Origin of the sequence: Virgibacillus necropolis (assembly GCF_002224365.1) — a bacterium.
GTDB classification, from domain to species: Bacteria; Bacillota; Bacilli; order Bacillales; family Amphibacillaceae; genus Virgibacillus_F; species Virgibacillus_F necropolis.
This window is the reverse complement of record NZ_CP022437.1, coordinates 2726729-2746777: the sequence shown is the minus strand read 5'-3', so window position 1 is coordinate 2746777 and position 20049 is coordinate 2726729. Positions and strand designations below refer to the sequence as shown.

General features: G+C 35.4%; 21 protein-coding genes. 14 read left to right on the top strand and 7 right to left on the bottom strand.

The genetic code is table 11. The features are described 5' to 3' along the window. The first annotated feature begins 142 nt into the window (after window positions 1-142). Both CFK40_RS13200 and CFK40_RS13195 read left to right on the top strand, forming a co-directional pair. Window positions 143-1054 carry a polysaccharide deacetylase family protein gene (locus CFK40_RS13200; protein ID WP_227001772.1) on the top strand — a complete coding sequence of 304 codons (912 nt, stop codon included), beginning with the start codon at window positions 143-145 and terminating at the stop codon, window positions 1052-1054. 265 nt (window positions 1055-1319) lie between these two features. After that, on the top strand, window positions 1320-1418 hold the full coding sequence (locus tag CFK40_RS13195) for a GapA-binding peptide SR1P (protein WP_089532747.1): 99 nt from the start codon (window positions 1320-1322) through the stop codon (window positions 1416-1418). Window positions 1419-1489: 71 nt separating this feature from the next. On the opposite strand, the gene CFK40_RS13190 is transcribed toward CFK40_RS13195, so the two are convergent. Beyond that, on the bottom strand, window positions 1490-2962 hold the full coding sequence (locus CFK40_RS13190; protein ID WP_089532746.1) for an aminotransferase class I/II-fold pyridoxal phosphate-dependent enzyme: 1473 nt from the start codon (window positions 2960-2962) through the stop codon (window positions 1490-1492). 144 nt (window positions 2963-3106) lie between these two features. Between CFK40_RS13190 and CFK40_RS13185 the strand changes: the two genes are divergently transcribed. Next, window positions 3107-4063: an NAD(P)H-dependent flavin oxidoreductase gene (locus CFK40_RS13185; protein WP_089532745.1), complete on the top strand. Its 957-nt coding sequence runs from the start codon at window positions 3107-3109 to the stop codon at window positions 4061-4063. A 15-nt stretch (window positions 4064-4078) separates the two neighbouring features. Then, window positions 4079-4327 (top strand): UPF0223 family protein, encoded by a 249-nt coding sequence (locus CFK40_RS13180; protein WP_089532744.1) that lies wholly within the window; start codon window positions 4079-4081, stop codon window positions 4325-4327. Between the two features lie 31 nt (window positions 4328-4358). Here the strand turns inward: CFK40_RS13180 and CFK40_RS13175 are convergent, their stop codons facing one another. Beyond that, complete coding sequence (locus tag CFK40_RS13175) at window positions 4359-4991, bottom strand: YktB family protein (protein WP_089532743.1); 633 nt, start codon at window positions 4989-4991, stop codon at window positions 4359-4361. Window positions 4992-5193: 202 nt separating this feature from the next. On the opposite strand from CFK40_RS13175, the gene CFK40_RS13170 reads away from it, so the two are divergent. After that, window positions 5194-5385 (top strand): hypothetical protein, encoded by a 192-nt coding sequence (locus tag CFK40_RS13170; RefSeq protein ID WP_089532742.1) that lies wholly within the window; start codon window positions 5194-5196, stop codon window positions 5383-5385. A 99-nt stretch (window positions 5386-5484) separates the two neighbouring features. Further along, the gene (locus tag CFK40_RS13165) at window positions 5485-6294 is read left to right on the top strand and encodes an inositol monophosphatase family protein (protein ID WP_089532741.1); all 810 of its coding nucleotides are present in this window, start codon (window positions 5485-5487) and stop codon (window positions 6292-6294) included. Window positions 6295-6309: 15 nt separating this feature from the next. Here CFK40_RS13165 and CFK40_RS21000 read toward each other — a convergent pair whose 3' ends face one another. Continuing rightward, window positions 6310-6480, bottom strand: a complete 171-nt coding sequence (locus tag CFK40_RS21000; protein WP_161493870.1) for a DUF5325 family protein — start codon at window positions 6478-6480, stop codon at window positions 6310-6312. A gap of 176 nt (window positions 6481-6656) precedes the next feature. On the opposite strand from CFK40_RS21000, the gene CFK40_RS13160 reads away from it, so the two are divergent. Beyond that, window positions 6657-6956, top strand: a complete 300-nt coding sequence (locus CFK40_RS13160) for a YlaH-like family protein (protein WP_089532740.1) — start codon at window positions 6657-6659, stop codon at window positions 6954-6956. A 121-nt stretch (window positions 6957-7077) separates the two neighbouring features. On the opposite strand, the gene CFK40_RS13155 is transcribed toward CFK40_RS13160, so the two are convergent. Then, on the bottom strand, window positions 7078-7281 hold the full coding sequence (locus CFK40_RS13155) for a YlaI family protein (protein ID WP_089532739.1): 204 nt from the start codon (window positions 7279-7281) through the stop codon (window positions 7078-7080). A gap of 135 nt (window positions 7282-7416) precedes the next feature. Here CFK40_RS13155 and CFK40_RS13150 point away from each other — a divergent pair, with 135 nt between their 5' ends. Then, on the top strand, window positions 7417-7716 hold the full coding sequence (locus CFK40_RS13150; RefSeq protein WP_089532738.1) for a hypothetical protein: 300 nt from the start codon (window positions 7417-7419) through the stop codon (window positions 7714-7716). 77 nt (window positions 7717-7793) lie between these two features. Here the strand turns inward: CFK40_RS13150 and CFK40_RS13145 are convergent, their stop codons facing one another. Both CFK40_RS13145 and CFK40_RS13140 read right to left on the bottom strand, forming a co-directional pair. After that, a complete protein-coding gene (locus CFK40_RS13145) occupies window positions 7794-8399 on the bottom strand; it encodes a YhcN/YlaJ family sporulation lipoprotein (RefSeq protein WP_089532737.1) in 606 nt (201 codons plus the stop codon). A gap of 284 nt (window positions 8400-8683) precedes the next feature. After that, complete coding sequence (locus CFK40_RS13140) at window positions 8684-9175, bottom strand: hypothetical protein (protein ID WP_089532736.1); 492 nt, start codon at window positions 9173-9175, stop codon at window positions 8684-8686. 209 nt (window positions 9176-9384) lie between these two features. Between CFK40_RS13140 and CFK40_RS13135 the strand changes: the two genes are divergently transcribed. From CFK40_RS13135 to pyc, 3 genes are all read left to right on the top strand, one after another. Beyond that, window positions 9385-9666 carry an Fpa/YlaN family protein gene (locus tag CFK40_RS13135; RefSeq protein WP_089534390.1) on the top strand — a complete coding sequence of 94 codons (282 nt, stop codon included), beginning with the start codon at window positions 9385-9387 and terminating at the stop codon, window positions 9664-9666. A 231-nt stretch (window positions 9667-9897) separates the two neighbouring features. Next, the gene (gene ftsW, locus CFK40_RS13130; protein ID WP_089532735.1) at window positions 9898-11100 is read left to right on the top strand and encodes a putative lipid II flippase FtsW; all 1203 of its coding nucleotides are present in this window, start codon (window positions 9898-9900) and stop codon (window positions 11098-11100) included. Then, window positions 11067-14510, top strand: coding sequence for a pyruvate carboxylase (gene pyc, locus CFK40_RS13125; protein WP_089532734.1), 3444 nt, complete (start codon window positions 11067-11069; stop codon window positions 14508-14510). Before ftsW ends, pyc begins: the two co-directional genes overlap by 34 nt. Before the next feature lie 106 nt (window positions 14511-14616). On the opposite strand, the gene CFK40_RS13120 is transcribed toward pyc, so the two are convergent. Then, window positions 14617-15570, bottom strand: coding sequence for a COX15/CtaA family protein (locus tag CFK40_RS13120; RefSeq protein ID WP_089532733.1), 954 nt, complete (start codon window positions 15568-15570; stop codon window positions 14617-14619). A gap of 506 nt (window positions 15571-16076) precedes the next feature. Between CFK40_RS13120 and cyoE the strand changes: the two genes are divergently transcribed. The 3 genes from cyoE (at window position 16077) to ctaD (ending at window position 20048) form a co-directional block, all read left to right on the top strand. Beyond that, entirely contained in the window at window positions 16077-17018 is a 942-nt protein-coding gene (gene cyoE, locus CFK40_RS13115) for a heme o synthase (RefSeq protein WP_089532732.1), read from the top strand. Window positions 17019-17092: 74 nt separating this feature from the next. Then, window positions 17093-18145, top strand: coding sequence for a cytochrome c oxidase subunit II (gene coxB / locus CFK40_RS13110; protein ID WP_089532731.1), 1053 nt, complete (start codon window positions 17093-17095; stop codon window positions 18143-18145). Window positions 18146-18176: 31 nt separating this feature from the next. After that, window positions 18177-20048, top strand: a complete 1872-nt coding sequence (gene ctaD / locus CFK40_RS13105) for a cytochrome c oxidase subunit I (protein ID WP_405196548.1) — start codon at window positions 18177-18179, stop codon at window positions 20046-20048. Window position 20049: the final 1 nt, after the last annotated feature.

The following is a 20049-nucleotide window of genomic DNA, read 5'->3' as shown; positions in this document are numbered from 1 at the left end:
GCCTTTATTTATGTACCCATTATCCACTACTGTAAACTTAATCTACCACAGTAAATAGAAAAAAATTCAGAAAACCTATAGCGAAATGTCGTCATTATTCGCTATAATAGAATGATGATATACATCTTAGGGGGAAACGGTTTTGAAAAAATTAGCTATTATTTGTTTGTTATTGCTTGTTGCGCTTATGAGTGCATGCTCGAGTGAAGAGTCATCTGTAAGTGGAGATTCAGAAAATCAGAAGGAAGAAAAAGATAAAGATCAAGAAAAGGAAAAAGAAGAATCGCAGGAGAATAAAAATAAACAAGAAGAAAAAACAGGGAAGACAGAAAAAGATAAAGAAAAAGAAGAAGAAGAAGAAGAGGTCGCCTCTACTGCACCTGCAATTACAGAACCAAAATATAAAATTAACCAAAAAAATTGGTCAGTTCAACCATTGAATGAATCTATAAATGAAAAAGTTGTATTGCTTACAATTGACGATGCACCAGATAAATATGCAGTGGAAATGGCAAATACATTAAAAGAATTAGATGCAGGTGCAATCTTCTTTGTTAATGGTCACTTTTTAGATACGCCTGAGGAGAAGAAGAAGTTGAAAAAGATTCATGACATGGGTTTTATGATTGGTAACCATACATATAGCCATCCATTTTTACCTGATATATCACAGGAAGAACAAAAGGAAGAAATTCTTCAGCTTAATAATACAGTAGAAGAAATAATCGGTGAAAAGCCACTATTTTTCCGTGCCCCCAATGGAGCAAATACAGATTATACGAAACGACTTGCACATGAAGAAGGTATGATATTAATGAATTGGTCATACGGATATGATTACTTTGAACCCTACATGGATGCTAAAAAACTAACTGAAGCAATGGTTACAGGTAAAGCTCCAGAAATTGACATTACGTACAGTCTACTTAAGCCAGGTGCTAATCTTTTAATGCATGACCGGGAATGGACAGCTAAGGCTCTGAAAAACATCGTATTAGGCCTTCGTGATCAAGGTTATGAAATTGTTGATCCACATGCAATTAAAACAAAATAATGGACACCGATAGGACACTCATACTTGGGTGTCTGTTTTTTTAGCAGTAAAGAAAATATATCCATATTTCTTTCTGCATAAGTACCAACTAGGCACTCGCCCAAAGGTTTGGCTAATGTCACGTTTTCTAATGAACTATTTATTGTATAAAACAATAGTATGTATTATAAATGAATAAGTTATACTAATTAAAGGTTGAATTTATTAATGTGACACATTATAATGATTATACGAAATCATAATAATTTTGAAGGAGTTGGGCTGAATGGGAACTATCATTTGTCAAGACTGTCAACAAATTATTGAACAATTTGATGATGAAAAAGTAACAACCCTTTATGGCGCTTGTCCGACTTGTAAATAAATAGTAAAAAAGGAGTTGCATAATATAAAATGCAACTCCTTTTTTAGTATTAGGAAAAAGTTAATAGTAATTTATTTAAACGGCCGATGTTCTTTAATAACGTGTATGTTCTCTAAGGATTCATCTTGTAAACCCTGTACAGGTAGACCGTTATTTATATTTTTATGAATGTATGCTATGTTTTCCTCTGTTATTATTTCTCCTGGAATGAAAATAGGTATTCCAGGTGGGTACACCATAATTGATTCTGCACTAATTCTTCCAGCTGATTTTGAAAAAGAAATTACTTCCGTTTCGGCATAAAATGCATCACGTGGTGATAGGGCAAGTAAGGGTATTTCCGGTACAGATACTGTTATTTCCTTTGCAGCACGGTGGTTTAATCTATCCTTAGCCATTTGGTTTAATGCGGTTTCTAAGACATGTACCGTTTCCATAGTGTCACCTGGTGTAATGATGCAAAGAAGGTTGTATAAGTCGGATAATTCTACTTCGATTGCGTAGTTTTCTCGTAGCCAAACTTCTGCATCGTAGCCAGTAATTCCTAGATCTTTTACTGATATAATTAATTTCGTTGGATCAAAGTCATATATTGCTTCACTACCTACAATTTCGTTTCCAACACAATATAAGTGGGGGATTTTGTTTATTGCATGTCGAGCCCGGTTTGCTAGATTTATTGCGTATTCAACTAATTCGAACCCACTTGTAGCTAGTCGTTTTCTAGCAACATCCAAAGAAGCCAATAATATATAGGAGGTAGATGTAGTCGTCAACATTGACATCACAGTTTGGACGCGTTCATGTGACACCCTGTTTCCTTTCAAATTCAGGACAGAGCTTTGCGTAAGGGAACCTCCCAATTTATGAACACTTGTAGCGGCCAAGTCAGCACCTGCCTGCATGGATGAAAGAGGTAGTTTGTCATGGAAGTGAATGTGAACACCGTGAGCCTCATCCACTAATACTGGTATATCATAGCTATGAGAAACTTCTACTATTTCCTGCAGATCAGCGACAATTCCAAAATATGTTGGGTTAATGACTAATACCGCTTTCGCATCAGGGTGCACTTCTAATGCATGTCGGACCGCGGTGGGGGTAATACCATGGGAAATCCCCAATCTATGATCCAGTTCTGGATGAATAAAAATAGGTGTTGCTCCTGAAAAAATGATTGCTGAAGTTACCGATTTATGAACATTTCTCGGTACAATTATTTTATCCCCAGGACTACATACACTTAATACCATTGTCATAATCGCACCACTAGTTCCTTGAACAGAAAAGTATGTATAATCTGCTCCAAATGCTTCTGCTGCAAGTACATGGGCATCCCTAATCATGCCATGTGGGTGATGTAGATCATCTAGTGGTTCAATATTAATAAGATCTATTTTAAACGCATTCTCTCCCATAAAGTTTCGAAATTCTTCCTCAACTGCTTTTCCTTGTTTGTGTCCAGGAATGTGAAATTGCATTGGTCTTTTTTCTATATGATTTAATAATCCATTGAATAATGGTGTTTGTGATTGGTCATTCATTGTCAGCACTCCATATTACGTTTTAAAATATCCAACGTAGTATAGCAAAAAATAGTGTAAAAATCTAGTCTGCTAAGTAGCCATAATTATTCAAATTATGCTAGCATTACAGATATACATAACTTTTAAAAAGGGGATTAAACGATGAAATGGAAAACTAGGATAACAGACTTATTAGATATTGAATACCCAATTATCCAAGGAGGACTCGCGTATCTAGCTTATGCTGATCTTGCAGCTGCGGTTTCAAATGCAGGAGGGCTCGGACAAATCACTGCAATGAGTTTACCGAATGAAACAAGATTACGCGAGGAGATTCAGAAGGTAAAGTCATTAACAGATAAACCCTTTGGCGTTAATTTTGCCATTGGACAACATGGACGCCCATTTGAACATATGGTACAAGTGGCAATAGAGGAACAAGTACCCGTTATATCAGTTACGGGTGGAAACCCTAAAGGTGTTCTGGATATGGTTGAACATCATCCGATTAAAAAACTGGTACTGGTTGCAGCTAGACGACAAGCAGAAAAAGCAGAAGAATTGGGTGCTGATGCAGTTATGGTTGTTGGTCAAGAGGGTGGAGGTCATCTAGGGCGTAGTGATGTTGGAACGTTCATACTTACACCTCAGGTAGTAGAACATGTTTCTATTCCAGTTATAGCATCAGGTGGAATAGGGGATGGTAAGAGCATGATGGCCGCTCTTGCGCTAGGTGCTGAAGGCGTGGAAATGGGAACAAGGTTTATCGCTACAAAAGAATGTATGGATGCACATCCATCATACAAACAAGCTTTGGTGGATGCAGATGAAAATGCTACCGTGGTTATTAAACGTTCGCTTGGTATGCCTGCGCGTGCATTAAAAAACGCATGGACTGAACAAATACTAGATCTAGAAGCGAATCTCGCTAATTTTGAAACATTAAAGCCATATATAAGTGGGGAAGCAAACAAAGATTATATTTATGATGGAAATAATGAAAAAGGATTCGGTTGGGCAGGTCAAATTACTGCAAGAATTCATGATATTCCAACTGTTAGTGAATTATTATCAACCATGATCAAGGATGCGGAATTAGTAAGGCAAAAATTGATGTAACGAGGTGAAAATGCAATGGATTACCACTATCCATTAAATGAACTATGGTCAAAGCAAGAAATTATTGATGTTGTTCATTTTTTTAGTGTTATTGAAAAATATTATGAACAGACAGCTGATGATAACGAAATCCTAGGGGCGTATACCCGTTTTAAAGAAATCGTACCGTCTAAAAGTGAAGAGAAAACCTATTTCAAAGAATTTGAAACTGCTTCTGGCTATAAAGTTTTTCCAGTCATTAAACAGGCAAAAGAAGTAAAATGAAAAATAAGATGGTTGGTTAATACCAACCATCTTATTTAATTAGAGCTTCAGACATCGATAATTTGTAAATTGGTGTTAATGTTTCAAACGTATTTTTAACATCATTTAAAAAAGCCTTTCCGTCCTTGAGTATGGCTTCATCTGCAGGGAAGTGTTTACCAATTAGAAATTCTGCTTTTTTAACGTCACGAAACCGTTCAAGTGATTTTTTTAGGTCTAAATCTTTTAGAGTAGTAGCATCTTTTTTCATATGGTCAAGCGATACTACATAGTTAGTTGGAATAGTATTTTCGATATCATCTATGTGATGCAAGAATGATTCAGCCATTTCTTTTTTATTTGGAAGCTCGTAGATATATGCTAGCCAAACGAATAAATGATCATCGAATAAGCCAATCTGAAAATGTGGATGTTGTTTATATCCACGCTTGTTATGACAAAAAGCCATCCAGGTATCATTTGGCGGGTTAACGGTTCGTCTAGCATGCTGTGCGATATGCAAATTCATTTCATACCCCGTAAGAGTGGACAAATCATCTATCAATGCATCGCCAATTGTTTGGAACTTTGGTTGAATGCGTTCCCTTATAGCTTCCATTCTGTTATCTAATCCATTAATCGTAAATGTTTGAAAGTCTTTCTTAGCAAATCCTCTAAATGCCATGACTAGTCCCCTTTTTTGTTCGTAAGTTATTGATAATAGTTATTATTAAGGAAAATACACATACAGTCAAGAAAGATACTTTATATACATAGGTTTACGATTATCGCTATAGGGGAATAAATTTAAAATAATAATAAAAATTATTAACCAATTTTTGCTGGATATCATATATATAATAAAAGCATCTGAAAGGATGAAAAAAATGAAATATGTTATGGAAGCACTGAGGCGAAAAGAAGCACAAGAAAAGATACCTGTAATCCGAATGGAAATTGACTATGAACTTGTATCGTTATTTGATGCATTACAAGCAAATGATAAGGTAGAGATAATAAAAGCAAAAGAGCGATTGGAACAACTAAGGATCCAGCTCAATTCAATTGAAAATGAATAATTCATCCCCGTAAACTGACCACACCTAAAGTCACTATAGTTGGTGGTCGGTTTTTTAATTTGATAAGATAGAAAGAGATAAAAAGGTGGGGGATTAATAATGACTGAACTAAATCGTAATAAAATTTTTAGTAACGCAAAACAATGGATCCTTGAAGCAGGTAAAATAATTCGTGAAAAGATTAATGATCCGTTAATTGTGGACACGAAATCCAATGCAAATGATCTTGTAACTACAATGGATAAAGAAACCGAGAAGTTTTTTGTGAATAAAATTAAATCAGAATATCCGGATCATTTACTGTTAAGTGAAGAGGGGTTTGGTGATGATGTTAAATCATTAGATGGCACAGTTTGGATTGTCGATCCAATTGATGGAACAATGAATTTTGTACATCAAAAGAGAAACTTTGCAATATCGATTGGAATTTATCACGATGGGGTAGGCGAAGTTGGCTTTATTTATAATGTAATGGATGATGTATTATATAGTGCCATTAAAGGAGAAGGTGCCTATAAGAACGGGGCAAAAATACCTAATTTAGAAGAACATATTGAATTTAATAACGCAATAATTGGCTTAAATCATTTTTGGCTCTGTGAAAATCGGCTTGTTGATGAAAAGGTGATGCAACAATTAGTTCGTACAGTAAGAGGGACACGTACATATGGCTCAGCCGCTTTGGAATTCGCTTACGTAGCTGAAGGTATTATTGATGGTTATTTAACCATGAGATTATCTCCATGGGATATAGCTGCAGGAATAATTATTGTTAATGAAGTTGGTGGTGTAACAACAAATGTAAGTGGAGAGAATGTAAACATGGTTGAAACTAACTCCATTCTTGTTTGCCATCCTTCTATTCAAGAGACGATTATTAAAGATTATATAGTAAAAGGAAAAAAGTGACTTCTTAACTTGAAGTCACTTTCTTTTTCGTTTTAAAGTTAGCCCGTAACCCATGATTGCAAAGCCAAGTAATATAAAGAATAATACCAACCAAATATTTCGAAGTGCAATTCCAACTCCAACAGAGAAAAATGCTAGAATTACTATAATAGCCAATAGCAGCATAGGGTAATTTATTTTATTCATGTCTTCACCTCAAATTTAAGTACATCAATTAGTATATATCATTCCTTTTGTTTATTCAAAATGTTTATCTTATAGGCGAACATACATTCTAACTAGCGTGGTTGGCAAAGATTTAGTATGATAAATAGAGAGCCAATGTGCTGTACATATTAATTTATCATCAACGGGGGATACAAATGAGTGCAATTTTTGAATTTGTCTTATCACAATATGGAACGGATCATATATTTACAATACTATATGTACTGAATCTTGTTTTTGGTTCAATCGCATTTAAATTAGGCTTTGCAAGGCAGTTACCATTATTGAAAACCATTTTTGTATATATTATGCTAGCAGTTGGGACATATATATTAACAATTTTTAGTATTTTTGGATTGCCTATAACGGAGAGTTTAATCATTATATCATTCGTACTTGGGATATATCGGTTACGATTACATCAGGAAAGAAAAAGAAAACAGAATGTGCAATGATTAGAAAACTTGGCTGTCGCAAGCCTTTTAGCGACGGCCTTAGTTGCACTTATGCAGTTAGAAAGTTTTTATACTTTCCTATCTGCAAATAAATACCCACTCGAAATCGAGTGGGTATTTATCATAGTAGATCTTCTTTTTGTTTTGGCTTTCTGTATAAACGAAAATTACCAGAGGCATGTCTTTCCTTAGTCTTTTCATCAATGCGCTTATGGCATGGTTTGCATAAATACATATAAATTCGACGATTCCTCAATCGTTTAGCTTGAAGAGAATGATCATCGATAGATTCTATTTGATCACAAATTACACATTTAACTTGCATAGTTTCACCTCAAATTGGGCTTTAATTATAAGTATAACATAGGAAACAATTTGATTGAAGATACAATTATTGTATGTTTGATTAAAAAATAAGTGGGGAAGATATAAATTATATAACAAATGAAAGGGCGATTAGATGAAAAAAAGATATTTGCTTTCTGGTGTAGGTGCTGTTGGCGCGAGTGTTGCAGGATTTGTATTAAAGGATAAAGATAAACGTGACAAGTTAAAAACAACAGTGAAAAATACTACATCAAAAATTAAAAATAGAAATAAAGAAACAACATTAGATGATGCTGGTATTCCAGATCAAGTTGAAAATAACGACCGTTCACAGCTTGAAAACGCTAAGATGGTGTCAGAGGGATCTCAATTCGGTGTCAATTACTACAATGAAATCAAAGAAGAGAAAGACAAAACAACAACTACAAGTTAAAAAAGTTTCCTGATTATTTTATGATAATCAGGAAACTTTTTTTAATTACATGGAGTAACGACTTGATATCTACCTTTTTATTCTTTATTATGATGATTTGATTGTTCTTCTTCAATATCATCTAGTTTTTTCTCATCTTCTTTTGGTAGAACTTCTTTGTTTTGATCTGGTTCTTTAGGTTGGTTTTCATTAATCGGAAAATCTGGCATGTATCTACCAACAATTGCTGATAATTCATCTACTACACCGTGTACTGGATAACCTTGTTCCATTTTATTTCTCATCTGACGTAGTCTTTCCATAACATCGCCATCAGCAACAACAACAGCTGTTTTTCCGTATGGATCATGTTGCAGCGCTTCTAATACAGTGAACTTAATGGTTCCGACCCTAGAACGATCTAAGTCCTTATCAACATCAATGCCAACAACTGCATAAGGACCAGCAACAACTGCTGTAGCATTATTTACGTTTTCAACACCAGCAGCAATGGATGCCAAGTGATCAGCAATTTCTCTATTGCTTAATGATTGTTTTTTGGCGGGGTCTGAATCCTCCACCTGGATAATACGATCATTCGTTTTCTCGTCAGACATGGATATATCTTCATTATCAGATTGACATCCACTGATAATAAAACAAGTGATTAAAAAACATATTCCTGGAAGAATACCTAGTTTCATTTGTCGTGCCTCCTTCTCCTTTTATTGTGTGTTCAAAAAGTCGGCGAATTAGAAACAAGAAGTTCATGGCGCGAAGATTTTGAGGACCGGAACGTATGCTTTTAATACGTGAGGACCGGAAAAACTAAGCAACGAAGAAATTCGCCGTTTATCATTTGATGACTTTTTGAACGACCTCTTTTATTAAAAAGAAATGTACTATGTTTATATTTTGTTTTTCATTGCTAAATTATACAAAAAAGCTGTTGCATGATTAGCAACAGCTTTAGGAGGCGCGATACTATTTAGTTAATGACAATTTTTTTAATGTACTTTATTGGATTGTCTTTGTTTGAACCATCCTGGTGATAGAGGTGGACTGGCCCGTCTTCTTTTAATGGTTTCCCGTCAACCGCAAACAGCAAATAGGAATTATTTAATTCATTTAATGAAATGGTTACATCTTCACCTGTTTCTACAACAAGTGTAGCGGTTTTTGCGTCGTCTTTTGCTTCCGCATGCGCTACAAATGTTGCTATAGGCATGACGTACGATCCTTCTAGAATTTTTTTACCCTCAAGTTTAGAAATACTTTTATTTATTGGAGGATTTATATTTTGTTGATATACTGCTCTATTCCATCGTTTAGATGCATTTTCTAATTCATCATCTTCGTCAAGTTGATTTGAAACATTATCAAACGCTTTTTCAAATTCAATTTTGCGATCATCAAAAATCCAGACAGTTGGGTCGAGTGTAATAGAGTATGTAATGTTACCGATAATTGGTACGATCATATATATTTTTCCACCTTTCAAATTGTGTATAAAAAGCAATAGTTTCAAATGATGTTTTTCACGATATTTATTTTATCATAAACATTTTAAATATGCCTTTGTATAAGTTAAATAAAATGGATATTTTTATTAATTTTGTTTGCATTTTATCGTATGGAACGATAATATAAACTAATAAGATAGTCTTTTAAATTGGAGGGATTCAATTGATTCCTGAGGTGACTGTAAATCATCGTGAAAAAGCGCATGCCCTTCTTAAGGCTGACGCGGATAAAATTTTAAAGCTTATCGAGGTACAAATCGATAATTTAATGATGCCCCAATGCCCCTTATATGAAGAGGTATTAGATACACAGATGTTTGGTCTTTCAAGAGAGATTGATTTTGCAGTGCGTCTGGATTTAATCAGTGAAGATGAAGGAAAATCACTTCTTGAAAATCTAGAGAGGCAACTAAATATATTGCATGAAACAGCACAGGGTTCAATTTAACAAAATTGTTTTGTGTATGGTCTTAAGCTCAAGCAAAACTTTGCCGACATGAATTTGGCAAAGTTTTTTTAATTAAAATTGGTAGTAAATAAATGGTACAATTAGATAAATGGGGAAGCAATCTGAGGAATAAGATTTCAGAAAAATGGATTACATTATAACTTTATTATGTTATACTACTAGAAATCTGTATTTCGCCATTGCTTAATTACATAAATAGGGAGAAGTACGATGATACAGAAATTAAAAAAATACGATTTTACACTTATGATTACGCCAATACTTTTAGCGGGTTTTGGTATTGTCATGATCTACAGTGCCAGTATGGTTATTGCTGTTATGGAAGGATTTGAAAGTACACATTACTTTTATAAACAAATTCAATGGTTTGTTCTTAGTATGATTGGTTTTATTGTTTGCAGCACATTCCCTTATAAGTATTACCAAAAATTAATGAAAATTATTATTTTAGTTATTTTGTTATTACTAATTGGTGTATTAATTTTTGGAAATACAGTAAATAACGCTAAATCTTGGTTCGACTTTGGACCTGTTAGTTTACAACCTGCAGAATTTGCAAAAGTCGGACTGATCATGTACTTAGCAAGTATTTACTCGAAAAAACAATCATACATAAATGATTTCAAAACGGGTGTAGTGCCGCCATTAATTATGACAGGAATTGTTTTGGGGTTAATCTTATTACAGCCAGATATTGGTACAGCAGCAATCATTTTTTTAATTGCCTGTTCTGTGATTTTTAGTTCTGGTATTAAGTTTCGACATTTAACTATCCTTATTTTGCTTGGACTAATCGTAATTGCATTGGCAGCCCCTCAAATGGTAACAGATGAGCGCCTTGCTAGGTTTACAGGTGCATATCAACCGTTTGAAACCCCGAATAGTGATGGATATCACTTAATTCAGTCCTATTTAGCAATTGGAGTGGGTGGAATTACTGGTGAAGGCTTAGGCCATAGTGTTCAAAAACTTGGTTATTTGCTTGAACCTCATACAGATTTTATTATGGCGGTTATCGCTGAAGAACTTGGATTTATCGGGGTAATTATCGTGATAGGCATGTTAGCAATCATTGTCTTACGGGGGATTTTTATCGCTAGAAAATGTGAGGATAGCTTTGGAGCATTACTTGCAATTGGAATTTCATCAATGGTAGGTGTACAAGCATTTATTAATCTGGGTGCAATTAGTGGACTCTTACCGATCACTGGTGTTCCTTTACCATTTATCAGTTATGGAGGCTCGTCGCTTTTGGTAATGATGACTTCCATGGGAATTTTAAATAACATTGCAAAATCGGTTAAGGAAAAAGAAGAAGAACCAGTTAGCGTTAATCAAAACACAAATCATAATCAGACATTTACTAGAGGAGGAAGTTCATGGTCCAGTCAAAATCAATACAAAAAGTTTTAGTGGCAAATAGAGGCGAGATCGCAATTCGGGTATTTCGGGCCTGTACAGAACTAGATATACGAACCGTTGCAATCTATTCAAAAGAAGACTCAGGATCCTACCATCGTTATAAGGCAGACGAAGCATATCTAATTGGTGAGGGGAAAAAACCAATTGATGCATATTTAGATATTGAAGGAATTATTGAGGTAGCAAAAAACGTTGGAGTGGATGCAATACATCCTGGATATGGATTTTTATCAGAAAACATTCATTTCGCCAGACGCTGTGAAGAAGAAGGTCTAATTTTTATTGGTCCTACTAGTGAACACCTAAACATGTTTGGAGATAAGGTTAAGGCTAGAGCTCAAGCAATCAAAGCTGGTTTACCAGTAATTCCTGGTACGGATGGCCCTGTATCGACGCTTGACGAGGTAAGAGTTTTTGGTGAAAAAGCGGGGTATCCGATTATAATTAAGGCTTCTCTTGGCGGTGGTGGCCGAGGAATGAGAATTGTTCGTAGTGAAAGCGGACTTTCAGAAGCTTATGACCGAGCGAAGTCAGAGGCAAAGGCAGCTTTTGGTAATGACGAGGTTTATGTAGAAAAATTAATCGAAAATCCGAAACATATTGAAGTGCAAATTATAGGTGATAGTAAAGGAAACGTTGTTCACTTATTTGAGCGGGATTGTTCTGTTCAGAGGCGTCACCAAAAAGTGGTGGAGGTTGCTCCAAGTGTATCGCTACCTGATTCATTACGTTTAGAAATATGTGATGCAGCAGTTGAATTAATGAAAAATATTCACTACATTAATGCCGGTACAGTTGAATTTTTGGTTACTGATAGTGATTTTTATTTTATTGAAGTTAATCCACGTGTACAAGTTGAACATACAATTACTGAGCTTATAACTGGCATCGATATTGTTCAGACGCAAATTAAAATTGCAGAGGGTATGGATATTCACGACCATTCGATTGGAATTCCTGCTCAAGCAGATATAAAAATAAACGGTTATGCTATTCAATCACGAGTAACGACAGAGGACCCATTAAACAACTTTATGCCAGACACAGGAAAAATTATGGCTTATCGTACTGGCGGTGGATTTGGCGTTCGTTTAGATGCTGGTAACGGTTTTCAAGGTGCGGAAATTTCTCCACACTATGATTCTTTGTTAGTAAAAGTATCTACCTGGGCATTAACTTTTGATCAAGCAGCTAATAAAATGGTTCGTAATTTAAAAGAATTTCGAATTCGTGGTATTAAAACCAATATTCCATTTTTAGAAAATGTAATTCGTCACACCAATTTCTTATCTGGTGAATACAGTACTACATTTATTGATCAAACGCCGGAGTTATTTGTTTTTCCAAAACGAAAAGACCGTGGAACTAAAATGTTGTCCTACATTGGGCACACCACTGTTAATGGATTTGAAGGTCTTAATAAAAAGAAAAAACCATTGTTTATCACTCCGCCAATACCAAAGGTGGACAAACTACAAGAAGTACCAAGTGGTACGAAGCAAATCCTTGATAAAAATGGACCTGAAGGACTTGCTTCATGGCTTCTCGATCAGGAAGATGTTTTATTAACAGATACAACATTTCGGGATGCACATCAATCATTGCTTGCAACACGTGTCCGAACCAAGGATTTATTGCAAATTGCAGAACCTACTTCACGTCTATTACCTGAATTATTCTCTGTTGAAATGTGGGGAGGAGCAACGTTTGATGTTGCCTATCGATTCTTAAAAGAAAGTCCGTGGCAACGACTTTTGAAATTACGTGAAAAAATGCCAAATGTATTGTTTCAAATGCTTCTTCGTTCTAGTAATGCTGTTGGATATAAAAACTATCCAGATAATTTGATTAAAGAATTTGTTGAAAAAAGCGCATCAGCTGGAATAGATGTTTTCAGAATTTTTGATAGTCTAAACTGGGTTGAAGGTATGAATTTAGCCATACAATCTGTTCGCGAATCTAATAAAATTGCTGAGGCTTCCATGTGTTATACAGGAGACATTCTAGATAAAGGTCGTACAAAATATGATCTTGACTACTATAAAAATTTAGCAAAAGAATTAGAACAGGCAGGTGCACATATTCTTGGTATTAAGGATATGGCTGGCTTATTAAAACCTGAAGCAGCTTATCAACTAATTTCTACATTAAAAGAGTCACTTACAATTCCTGTTCATTTGCATACACATGATACAAGTGGAAATGGTATTTATATGTATGCACGAGCAATCGAGGCAGGTGTTGATGTAGTTGATGTAGCTAATGGACCAATGGCTGGGTTAACATCACAACCAAGTGCACAAACACTTTATCATGCTTTAGAGGGTAATAAACGTCAACCTAAAATAAATGTAGATTCTTACGAAAAGCTATCCCACTATTGGGAAGAAATTCGTGGATATTATCAAGATTTTGAAAGTGGTATGAAGTCACCGCACACAGAGGTTTATTACCATGAAATGCCTGGTGGTCAATATAGCAACTTAAAACAACAAGCAAAAGCTGTAGGACTTGAAGAACGTTGGAATGAAGTTAAAACGATGTTTAATAAGGTGAACCTTATGTTCGGAGATGTCATTAAAGTTACTCCATCTTCTAAGGTTGTTGGGGACATGACTTTATTTATGGTCCAAAATAATTTAACTGAAGATGATATTTATGAGCGAGGGGAAACAATTGATTTTCCTGACTCTGTAATTGAATTTGCACAAGGGTATATTGGGCAACCATACCAAGGTTTTCCTAAGGAATTACAACGAATTATACTAAAGGGGAAAAAAGCTATAACAGTTCGTCCAGGTGAATTGCTGGAGCCAATTGACTTCGATTCATTAAAGTCAACATTATTTAAAAAGCTGGATCGACAGGTAACAAGTTTCGATATGATTTCTCACGCATTATATCCTAAAGTGTTTATGGATCATCATCGTTTTCAAGAAACATACGGGGATATGTCGGTGTTAGATACACCAACGTTTTTATATGGAATGAGATTAGGTGAACAAATAGAGGTAGAGATTGAACAGGGGAAAACATTAATTGTAAAATTAGTTTCCATATCGGAGGCTCACCCTGATGGAACCCGTGTTGTCTATTTCGAGCTTAATGGACAGTCACGTGAAGTAGTTGTGAAGGATGAAAATGTAAAGTCAAAATTGGTTACAAAACCAAAAGCGGACAAGGCTAATGCAAAACATATAGGTGCTACTATGCCTGGTACGGTGTTGAACGTAATCAGTGAAAAAGGTGATAAAGTTAAAAAAGGTGATTACCTTCTTATTACGGAGGCAATGAAAATGGAAACAACTGTTCAAGCACCATTTGATGGTGTGATCAAAGCAATTCACGTTAGTAACGGGGAAGCTATCAAGGTAGATGACCTACTAATAGAATTTGAATAAAAAAAAGTAGTAGAAATCTTCATGATTTCTACTACTTTTTTGCACGTAAGGTAAGTAAATAAGTTTTAAGGAAACGCCGGTATAAGAAAAACTTCGCCATTCGCTATTAAGGACGAGGGGAATGACGAGTTTTTCTAATGGAATTTATTTTTTCATATTTTGCACTTCTATTTGATAGTAAAATGAAATAGCTTAACATGGCAAAATAACAGGAAATAATAAACGCATGCATAAGTGCTATCCCTAGATTTAATAATGTGAAAATAATCATTGCTCCAAAGAATACTTGTAAGGTAATAAGTCCGGCAGTTACAGTCCAACCCCAAACCATAATTTTATTGTGGCGATAATTTTTCACCATTTTTATAAATAGAACGATAGTCCAGATAAATAACAAACCAGCGGCTAGTCTGTGTCCCATGTGCACCCATTGGTCGAACCTGAAAGAGGAAAGCTGAAGCGGTGCTCCATTTGTACAAAATGGCCAATCTCCACACACGAGACTTGCCTCTACGTGCCTGACCAGTGCGCCAGTGTAGACTACGATTAGTGTATAGATCGTAAGAGCGTATATTTCAATTCGATGCTTCTTTTTAATAAGAAGTGAACTAGCATCAAACTTTTTATCAATTTCAAACACAAGTAATGTTAACAGGAACACGGAAGCAAAAGAGATTAAAGAGATTCCAAAGTGCGCAGCTAATACAAAGTCGGATTGCCCCCATTTAACAGCTGCCGCACCAATTAATGCTTGTGCTACTAAAAAGAAAATAGACATAAAAGATAAAAATTTCACTTCTCTAATATGACCAATTTTTCTCCATGCTAGTACAGATAAGGCGAGAACAACAAAACCAACACCACCGGTAACCAAACGGTGACTGAGCTCAATTACGAGTTCTGGAGTTATTTCGTCGGGAAGAAATTGTCCCTCGCATAATGGCCAACTGGATCCACACCCAGCACCTGATTCTGTTTTGGTAACTAAAGCCCCACCAATTAATACAAAAACCATGCCTATCGTAGCAAGTACGGATAGCCACTTTAACAATTTAATCATAGAAAATGCCTCACTTTTTTGTCTTTATGTAGCTTCATAATAATACTACTTTATTATACAAAGCAATTAAAAACGACACAAAAATCCATTCTTCCACACAATTGTCATATTATCACGTGTAACAATCCATTTTATTATTAAAAAATAAAAAACGCTTGCATTGTTATCTGTTGTTTGCTAGAAATAGTGTAGGGGGAATATTTTGTTAAGTAATCCATTATAAAGTCTAGCTTAATGGGGATACTGTAAGGTACATTATACTATGTAAGAAGGCTGGTATGCTTTGTGTTTTATTTTTAGTCAGACTTCACATTTTTGTCACATATATATTGTCTAAAAATGAAATATACTTATATAGTAAATAGATTGTAATACAAATTCGTGATACAATTAAGGTAATACATAGGATACTTTTGGAGATAGTAAGTAGTAACGCTATCCTTCCATCATATGTTCTATATAATTTTGTGCCTTTATGTTGGGAAGATGAAGGGGGGATATATGGAATGGATAAGGTGGAGACAACTTCTTCACGAATGATAGGAAATGTTGCTACATCAGAAAACAAAAATATGACATTGTTTGCAGATTTAAAAGCCCTTGTAAAAGTAGGCATTGTGAATTCTAACCTTATAACTACGTTTGCAGGATTTTGGTTAGCTCTTTATTTTACCAATGCTTCTTTCGTTCAAAATTGGGATATCTTTTTGTTAACAATGGCTGGTACTGCTTTAGTTATTGCTGGTGGTTGTATACTTAATAATTGGTATGATCGCGATATTGATCCTGTTATGTCTCGTACAAAGACGAGACCTACCGTAACGGGGACTATCGCTTTAAATCATGTCTTGATACTTGGTATTTCTACAACAGGGATAGGTATAATCCTTTTGTTACTAACTACATATCAAGCAGCCGTTTTCGGTTTCTTTGGCTGGTTTACTTATGTTGTTTTATATACGATGTGGTCAAAACGTAGATATACACTAAATACAGTAATTGGTAGTTTTTCTGGTGCAATGCCACCATTAATTGGGTGGGCAGCAATTAATCCAAATCTTCATATTGCGGCAATTGTATTATTCTTAATCATGTTCATTTGGCAGACACCACACTTTCTTGCTTTAGCAATGAAAAAGTGTGAAGAATACAAAGCTGCCGGTATCCCTATGCTTCCAGTCGTACATGGTTTTGAATTTACAAAACGCCAAATGGTCGTTTACACAGCATGCCTATTGCCATTACCATTTTACTTAGCGCAGCTTGGAACAACTTTCATCGTTATTGCAACGCTATTAAATGTTGGTTGGTTGTCGCTTGGTATTAGCGGTTTTTTTATGAAAAATGACCTGAAATGGGCAAATATGATGTTTATTTATTCGTTGAACTATTTAACTATTTTATTTTTAATGATGGTTGTTGTAACATTTGATTTCCCCTTTAGTTAAGTAATGAATTTCGGTAAATGTCCTTAATCACAAAATTATATAAGGAAGAACAAGAGAAAGAGAGGTATGATTATATGAAAGGTTGGATGGGAAAATTCAGAGCTTTAACTTTATTTGGCTCATTAGCGCTTATTCTTTCTGGATGTGGTCAGGAAAATCTAAGTGCATTAATACCTAAAGGATATGGAGCAGAAAAATCATTAGATTTAATTATCCTGACAGCAGTTATTATGTTATTTGTCCTAATAATTGTAATGATTTTATATGTTACAGTCTTAGTGCGTTTCCGCAAAAAGAAAGGACAAAAAGATTTTATCCCAAAACAGGTTGAAGGGAATAAAACACTTGAAACAATTTGGACAGTTATTCCAATCGTTTTATTAATTATTATTGCTGTTCCTACAGTAACTGCTACATTTGATTTAGCAGATCAATCAGAAGCGAGCAAAAGCCTTAATGTTGAAGTTACTGGTAATCAATACTGGTGGCATTTTAATTACGAAGGTGAAGAGATTCAAACTAGTCAAGATTTATATATTCCTACCGGTGAAAGAGTGTATCTTAACATGAAATCGTCTGATGTTATTCACTCATTCTGGGTACCAGCTATATCTGGTAAAATGGACGTAAATCCTGAAAATGAAAATACGATGTTTATAGAAGCGTATGAGGAAGGCGTTTACTATGGTAAATGTGCCGAATTATGTGGACCTTCACATGCTTTAATGGATTTTAAAATTATTGCAGTAAGCCCAGAAGAATTTGATCAATGGGTGGAAGACATGAAAAACGTTGACCCTGAAGCAGTAGCAGAAGGTGAAACCGCACAACAAGGTCAAGCATTGTTCCAGGAGAGTAACTGCATGGGTTGTCATGCTATTGGCTCTTCACCAGTTCAAGTAGGGCCTAACCTAACCAATTTCGGCGAACGTACTCAGGTTGCTGGAATTTTGGATTATAACAAAGAAAACCTTATTAGCTGGATTATGGACCCAGAATCCATTAAACCTGGTAATAAAATGACAGGCAAATATCCTGACTTATCTGAAGAGGAAGCAAGTAAAATTGCCGACTATTTAATGCAATTAAAGCCGTCTAGTATAACACCTGAAGACGCAGGTAAATAGAAAAACTTAATTTAATAAAAGTGAAAGACGTATGAGGGAGGTTAAAGTAGTGAGTAATGCAGCTACTCATAAGAGAGGCTTCGGAGCTGTACTTTGGGATTATTTAACAACTGTTGATCATAAGAAAGTTGCACATTTATACTTGTTCGGCGGTGGTTTTTTCTTCCTAGTCGGTGGATTAGAAGCTATGTTAATTCGTATTCAGTTAGTCAAACCAAATAGTGAGTTTTTAAGTAATGGTTTGTATAACGAAGTATTGACAATGCATGGAACAACAATGATTTTTTTAGCAGCCATGCCGTTAATATTTGCTCTAATGAACGCAATAATTCCCTTGCAAATTGGTGCACGTGATGTTGCGTTTCCATTTATTAATTCATTAGGATTTTGGTTATTCTTGTTTGGAGGACTTATTTTAAACTGTAGTTGGTTTTTAGGAGGAGCTCCAGATGCAGGTTGGACTTCTTATGCACCGCTTTCTACCACATCACCTGGACATGGTGTCGATTTTTATGTAATAGGACTCCAAATTGCCGGGGCTGGAACGTTAATCGGTGGTATTAACTTTTTGGTAACTATCGTTAACATGCGTGCACCTGGTATGACATATATGAGAATGCCATTATTCACATGGGCATCATTCATTACAAGTATACTTATTTTATTTGCTTTTCCAGCGTTAACTGTTGGACTTTTCCTACTTATGTTTGATCGTATGTTTGATTCAGCATTTTTTGATGTATCACTTGGTGGTAATGCGGTAATCTGGGAGCATATATTCTGGATTTTCGGTCACCCTGAGGTATATATCTTGATATTACCGTTATTTGGATTGTTTAGTGATCTCTTTTCGACATTTTCCAAAAAACGTTTATTCGGATATACAGCTATGGTATTCGCAACGATGCTAATTGCATTTTTAGGATTCATGGTTTGGGCTCACCATATGTTTACAGTAGGCCTAGGACCAGTAGCGAACTCTATTTTTGCAATTGCAACAATGGCTATTGCGGTACCTACAGGAATCAAGATATTTAACTGGCTTGCAACAATGTGGGGCGGTCAGATTACAATTAACTCTGCTATGTTATGGGCACTTGGATTTATTCCTACATTTACATTAGGTGGTATGACTGGTGTAATGGTAGCGTCAGTAGTAGCAGATTATCAATATCACGATTCTTATTTCGTAGTTGCTCACTTCCACTACGTAATAGTAGGTGGAACAATCTTTGGTATTTTTGCTGGTCTTCATTACTGGTGGCCAAAAATGTTCGGAAAAATTTTACATGAAGGAATGGGCAAACTAACTTTTTGGACATTCTTAATTGGTTTCCACTTAACATTCTTTATTCAGCATTTCCTTGGATTGATGGGTATGCCACGTAGATATTCAACGTTTGCGCCAAATCAAGGACTGGATCTAGGAAACCTAATCAGTACTATTGGAGCATTTTTCATGGCATTTGGTGTAATTGTCTTTGTTATCAATGTCTTTTACACAGCAGCAAAAGGTGAAAAAGCACCTGATGATCCGTGGGATGGACGTACACTAGAATGGGCGACAGCATCACCTCCTGCACACTATAATTTTAAGCAGGTACCTCTTGTACGTGGGCTTGATCCATTGTGGATTGAAAAAACAGAAGGTAAAGGTAAAATGACACCTTCAGAACCACTTGGCGAAATTCATATGCCGAATCCATCTATCTTACCATTTATGATGTCATTCGGATTATTTGTAGCAGGTTTTGGTTTTATCTATCAAGTAGATAATAAAGCTTGGTTAGCAGTGGTAGTTATTGGTATGGGTATCACATTCGGATCTATGTTAATACGTTCATTAAAAGATGATTTAGGGTACCATATTACTAAAGAAGAACTTGAAAGGGAGGCTGACTGAT

Coding starts and splice junctions, on each gene's coding strand:
- CFK40_RS13145 (WP_089532737.1), bottom strand. CDS start 8,399: ATGAAACTAGGTATTCTTCCAGGAATATGTTTTTTAATCACTTGTTTT.
- CFK40_RS13150 (WP_089532738.1), top strand. CDS start 7,417: ATGAAAAAAAGATATTTGCTTTCTGGTGTAGGTGCTGTTGGCGCGAGT.
- CFK40_RS13195 (WP_089532747.1), top strand. CDS start 1,320: ATGGGAACTATCATTTGTCAAGACTGTCAACAAATTATTGAACAATTT.
- ftsW (WP_089532735.1), top strand. CDS start 9,898: ATGATACAGAAATTAAAAAAATACGATTTTACACTTATGATTACGCCA.
- CFK40_RS13170 (WP_089532742.1), top strand. CDS start 5,194: ATGAAATATGTTATGGAAGCACTGAGGCGAAAAGAAGCACAAGAAAAG.
- CFK40_RS21000 (WP_161493870.1), bottom strand. CDS start 6,480: ATGAATAAAATAAATTACCCTATGCTGCTATTGGCTATTATAGTAATT.
- CFK40_RS13140 (WP_089532736.1), bottom strand. CDS start 9,175: ATGATCGTACCAATTATCGGTAACATTACATACTCTATTACACTCGAC.
- CFK40_RS13180 (WP_089532744.1), top strand. CDS start 4,079: ATGGATTACCACTATCCATTAAATGAACTATGGTCAAAGCAAGAAATT.
- CFK40_RS13175 (WP_089532743.1), bottom strand. CDS start 4,991: ATGGCATTTAGAGGATTTGCTAAGAAAGACTTTCAAACATTTACGATT.
- CFK40_RS13165 (WP_089532741.1), top strand. CDS start 5,485: ATGACTGAACTAAATCGTAATAAAATTTTTAGTAACGCAAAACAATGG.
- ctaD (WP_405196548.1), top strand. CDS start 18,177: ATGAGGGAGGTTAAAGTAGTGAGTAATGCAGCTACTCATAAGAGAGGC.
- pyc (WP_089532734.1), top strand. CDS start 11,067: ATGGTCCAGTCAAAATCAATACAAAAAGTTTTAGTGGCAAATAGAGGC.
- CFK40_RS13120 (WP_089532733.1), bottom strand. CDS start 15,570: ATGATTAAATTGTTAAAGTGGCTATCCGTACTTGCTACGATAGGCATG.
- CFK40_RS13185 (WP_089532745.1), top strand. CDS start 3,107: ATGAAATGGAAAACTAGGATAACAGACTTATTAGATATTGAATACCCA.
- CFK40_RS13190 (WP_089532746.1), bottom strand. CDS start 2,962: ATGAATGACCAATCACAAACACCATTATTCAATGGATTATTAAATCAT.
- coxB (WP_089532731.1), top strand. CDS start 17,093: ATGAAAGGTTGGATGGGAAAATTCAGAGCTTTAACTTTATTTGGCTCA.
- CFK40_RS13155 (WP_089532739.1), bottom strand. CDS start 7,281: ATGCAAGTTAAATGTGTAATTTGTGATCAAATAGAATCTATCGATGAT.
- cyoE (WP_089532732.1), top strand. CDS start 16,077: ATGGATAAGGTGGAGACAACTTCTTCACGAATGATAGGAAATGTTGCT.
- CFK40_RS13160 (WP_089532740.1), top strand. CDS start 6,657: ATGAGTGCAATTTTTGAATTTGTCTTATCACAATATGGAACGGATCAT.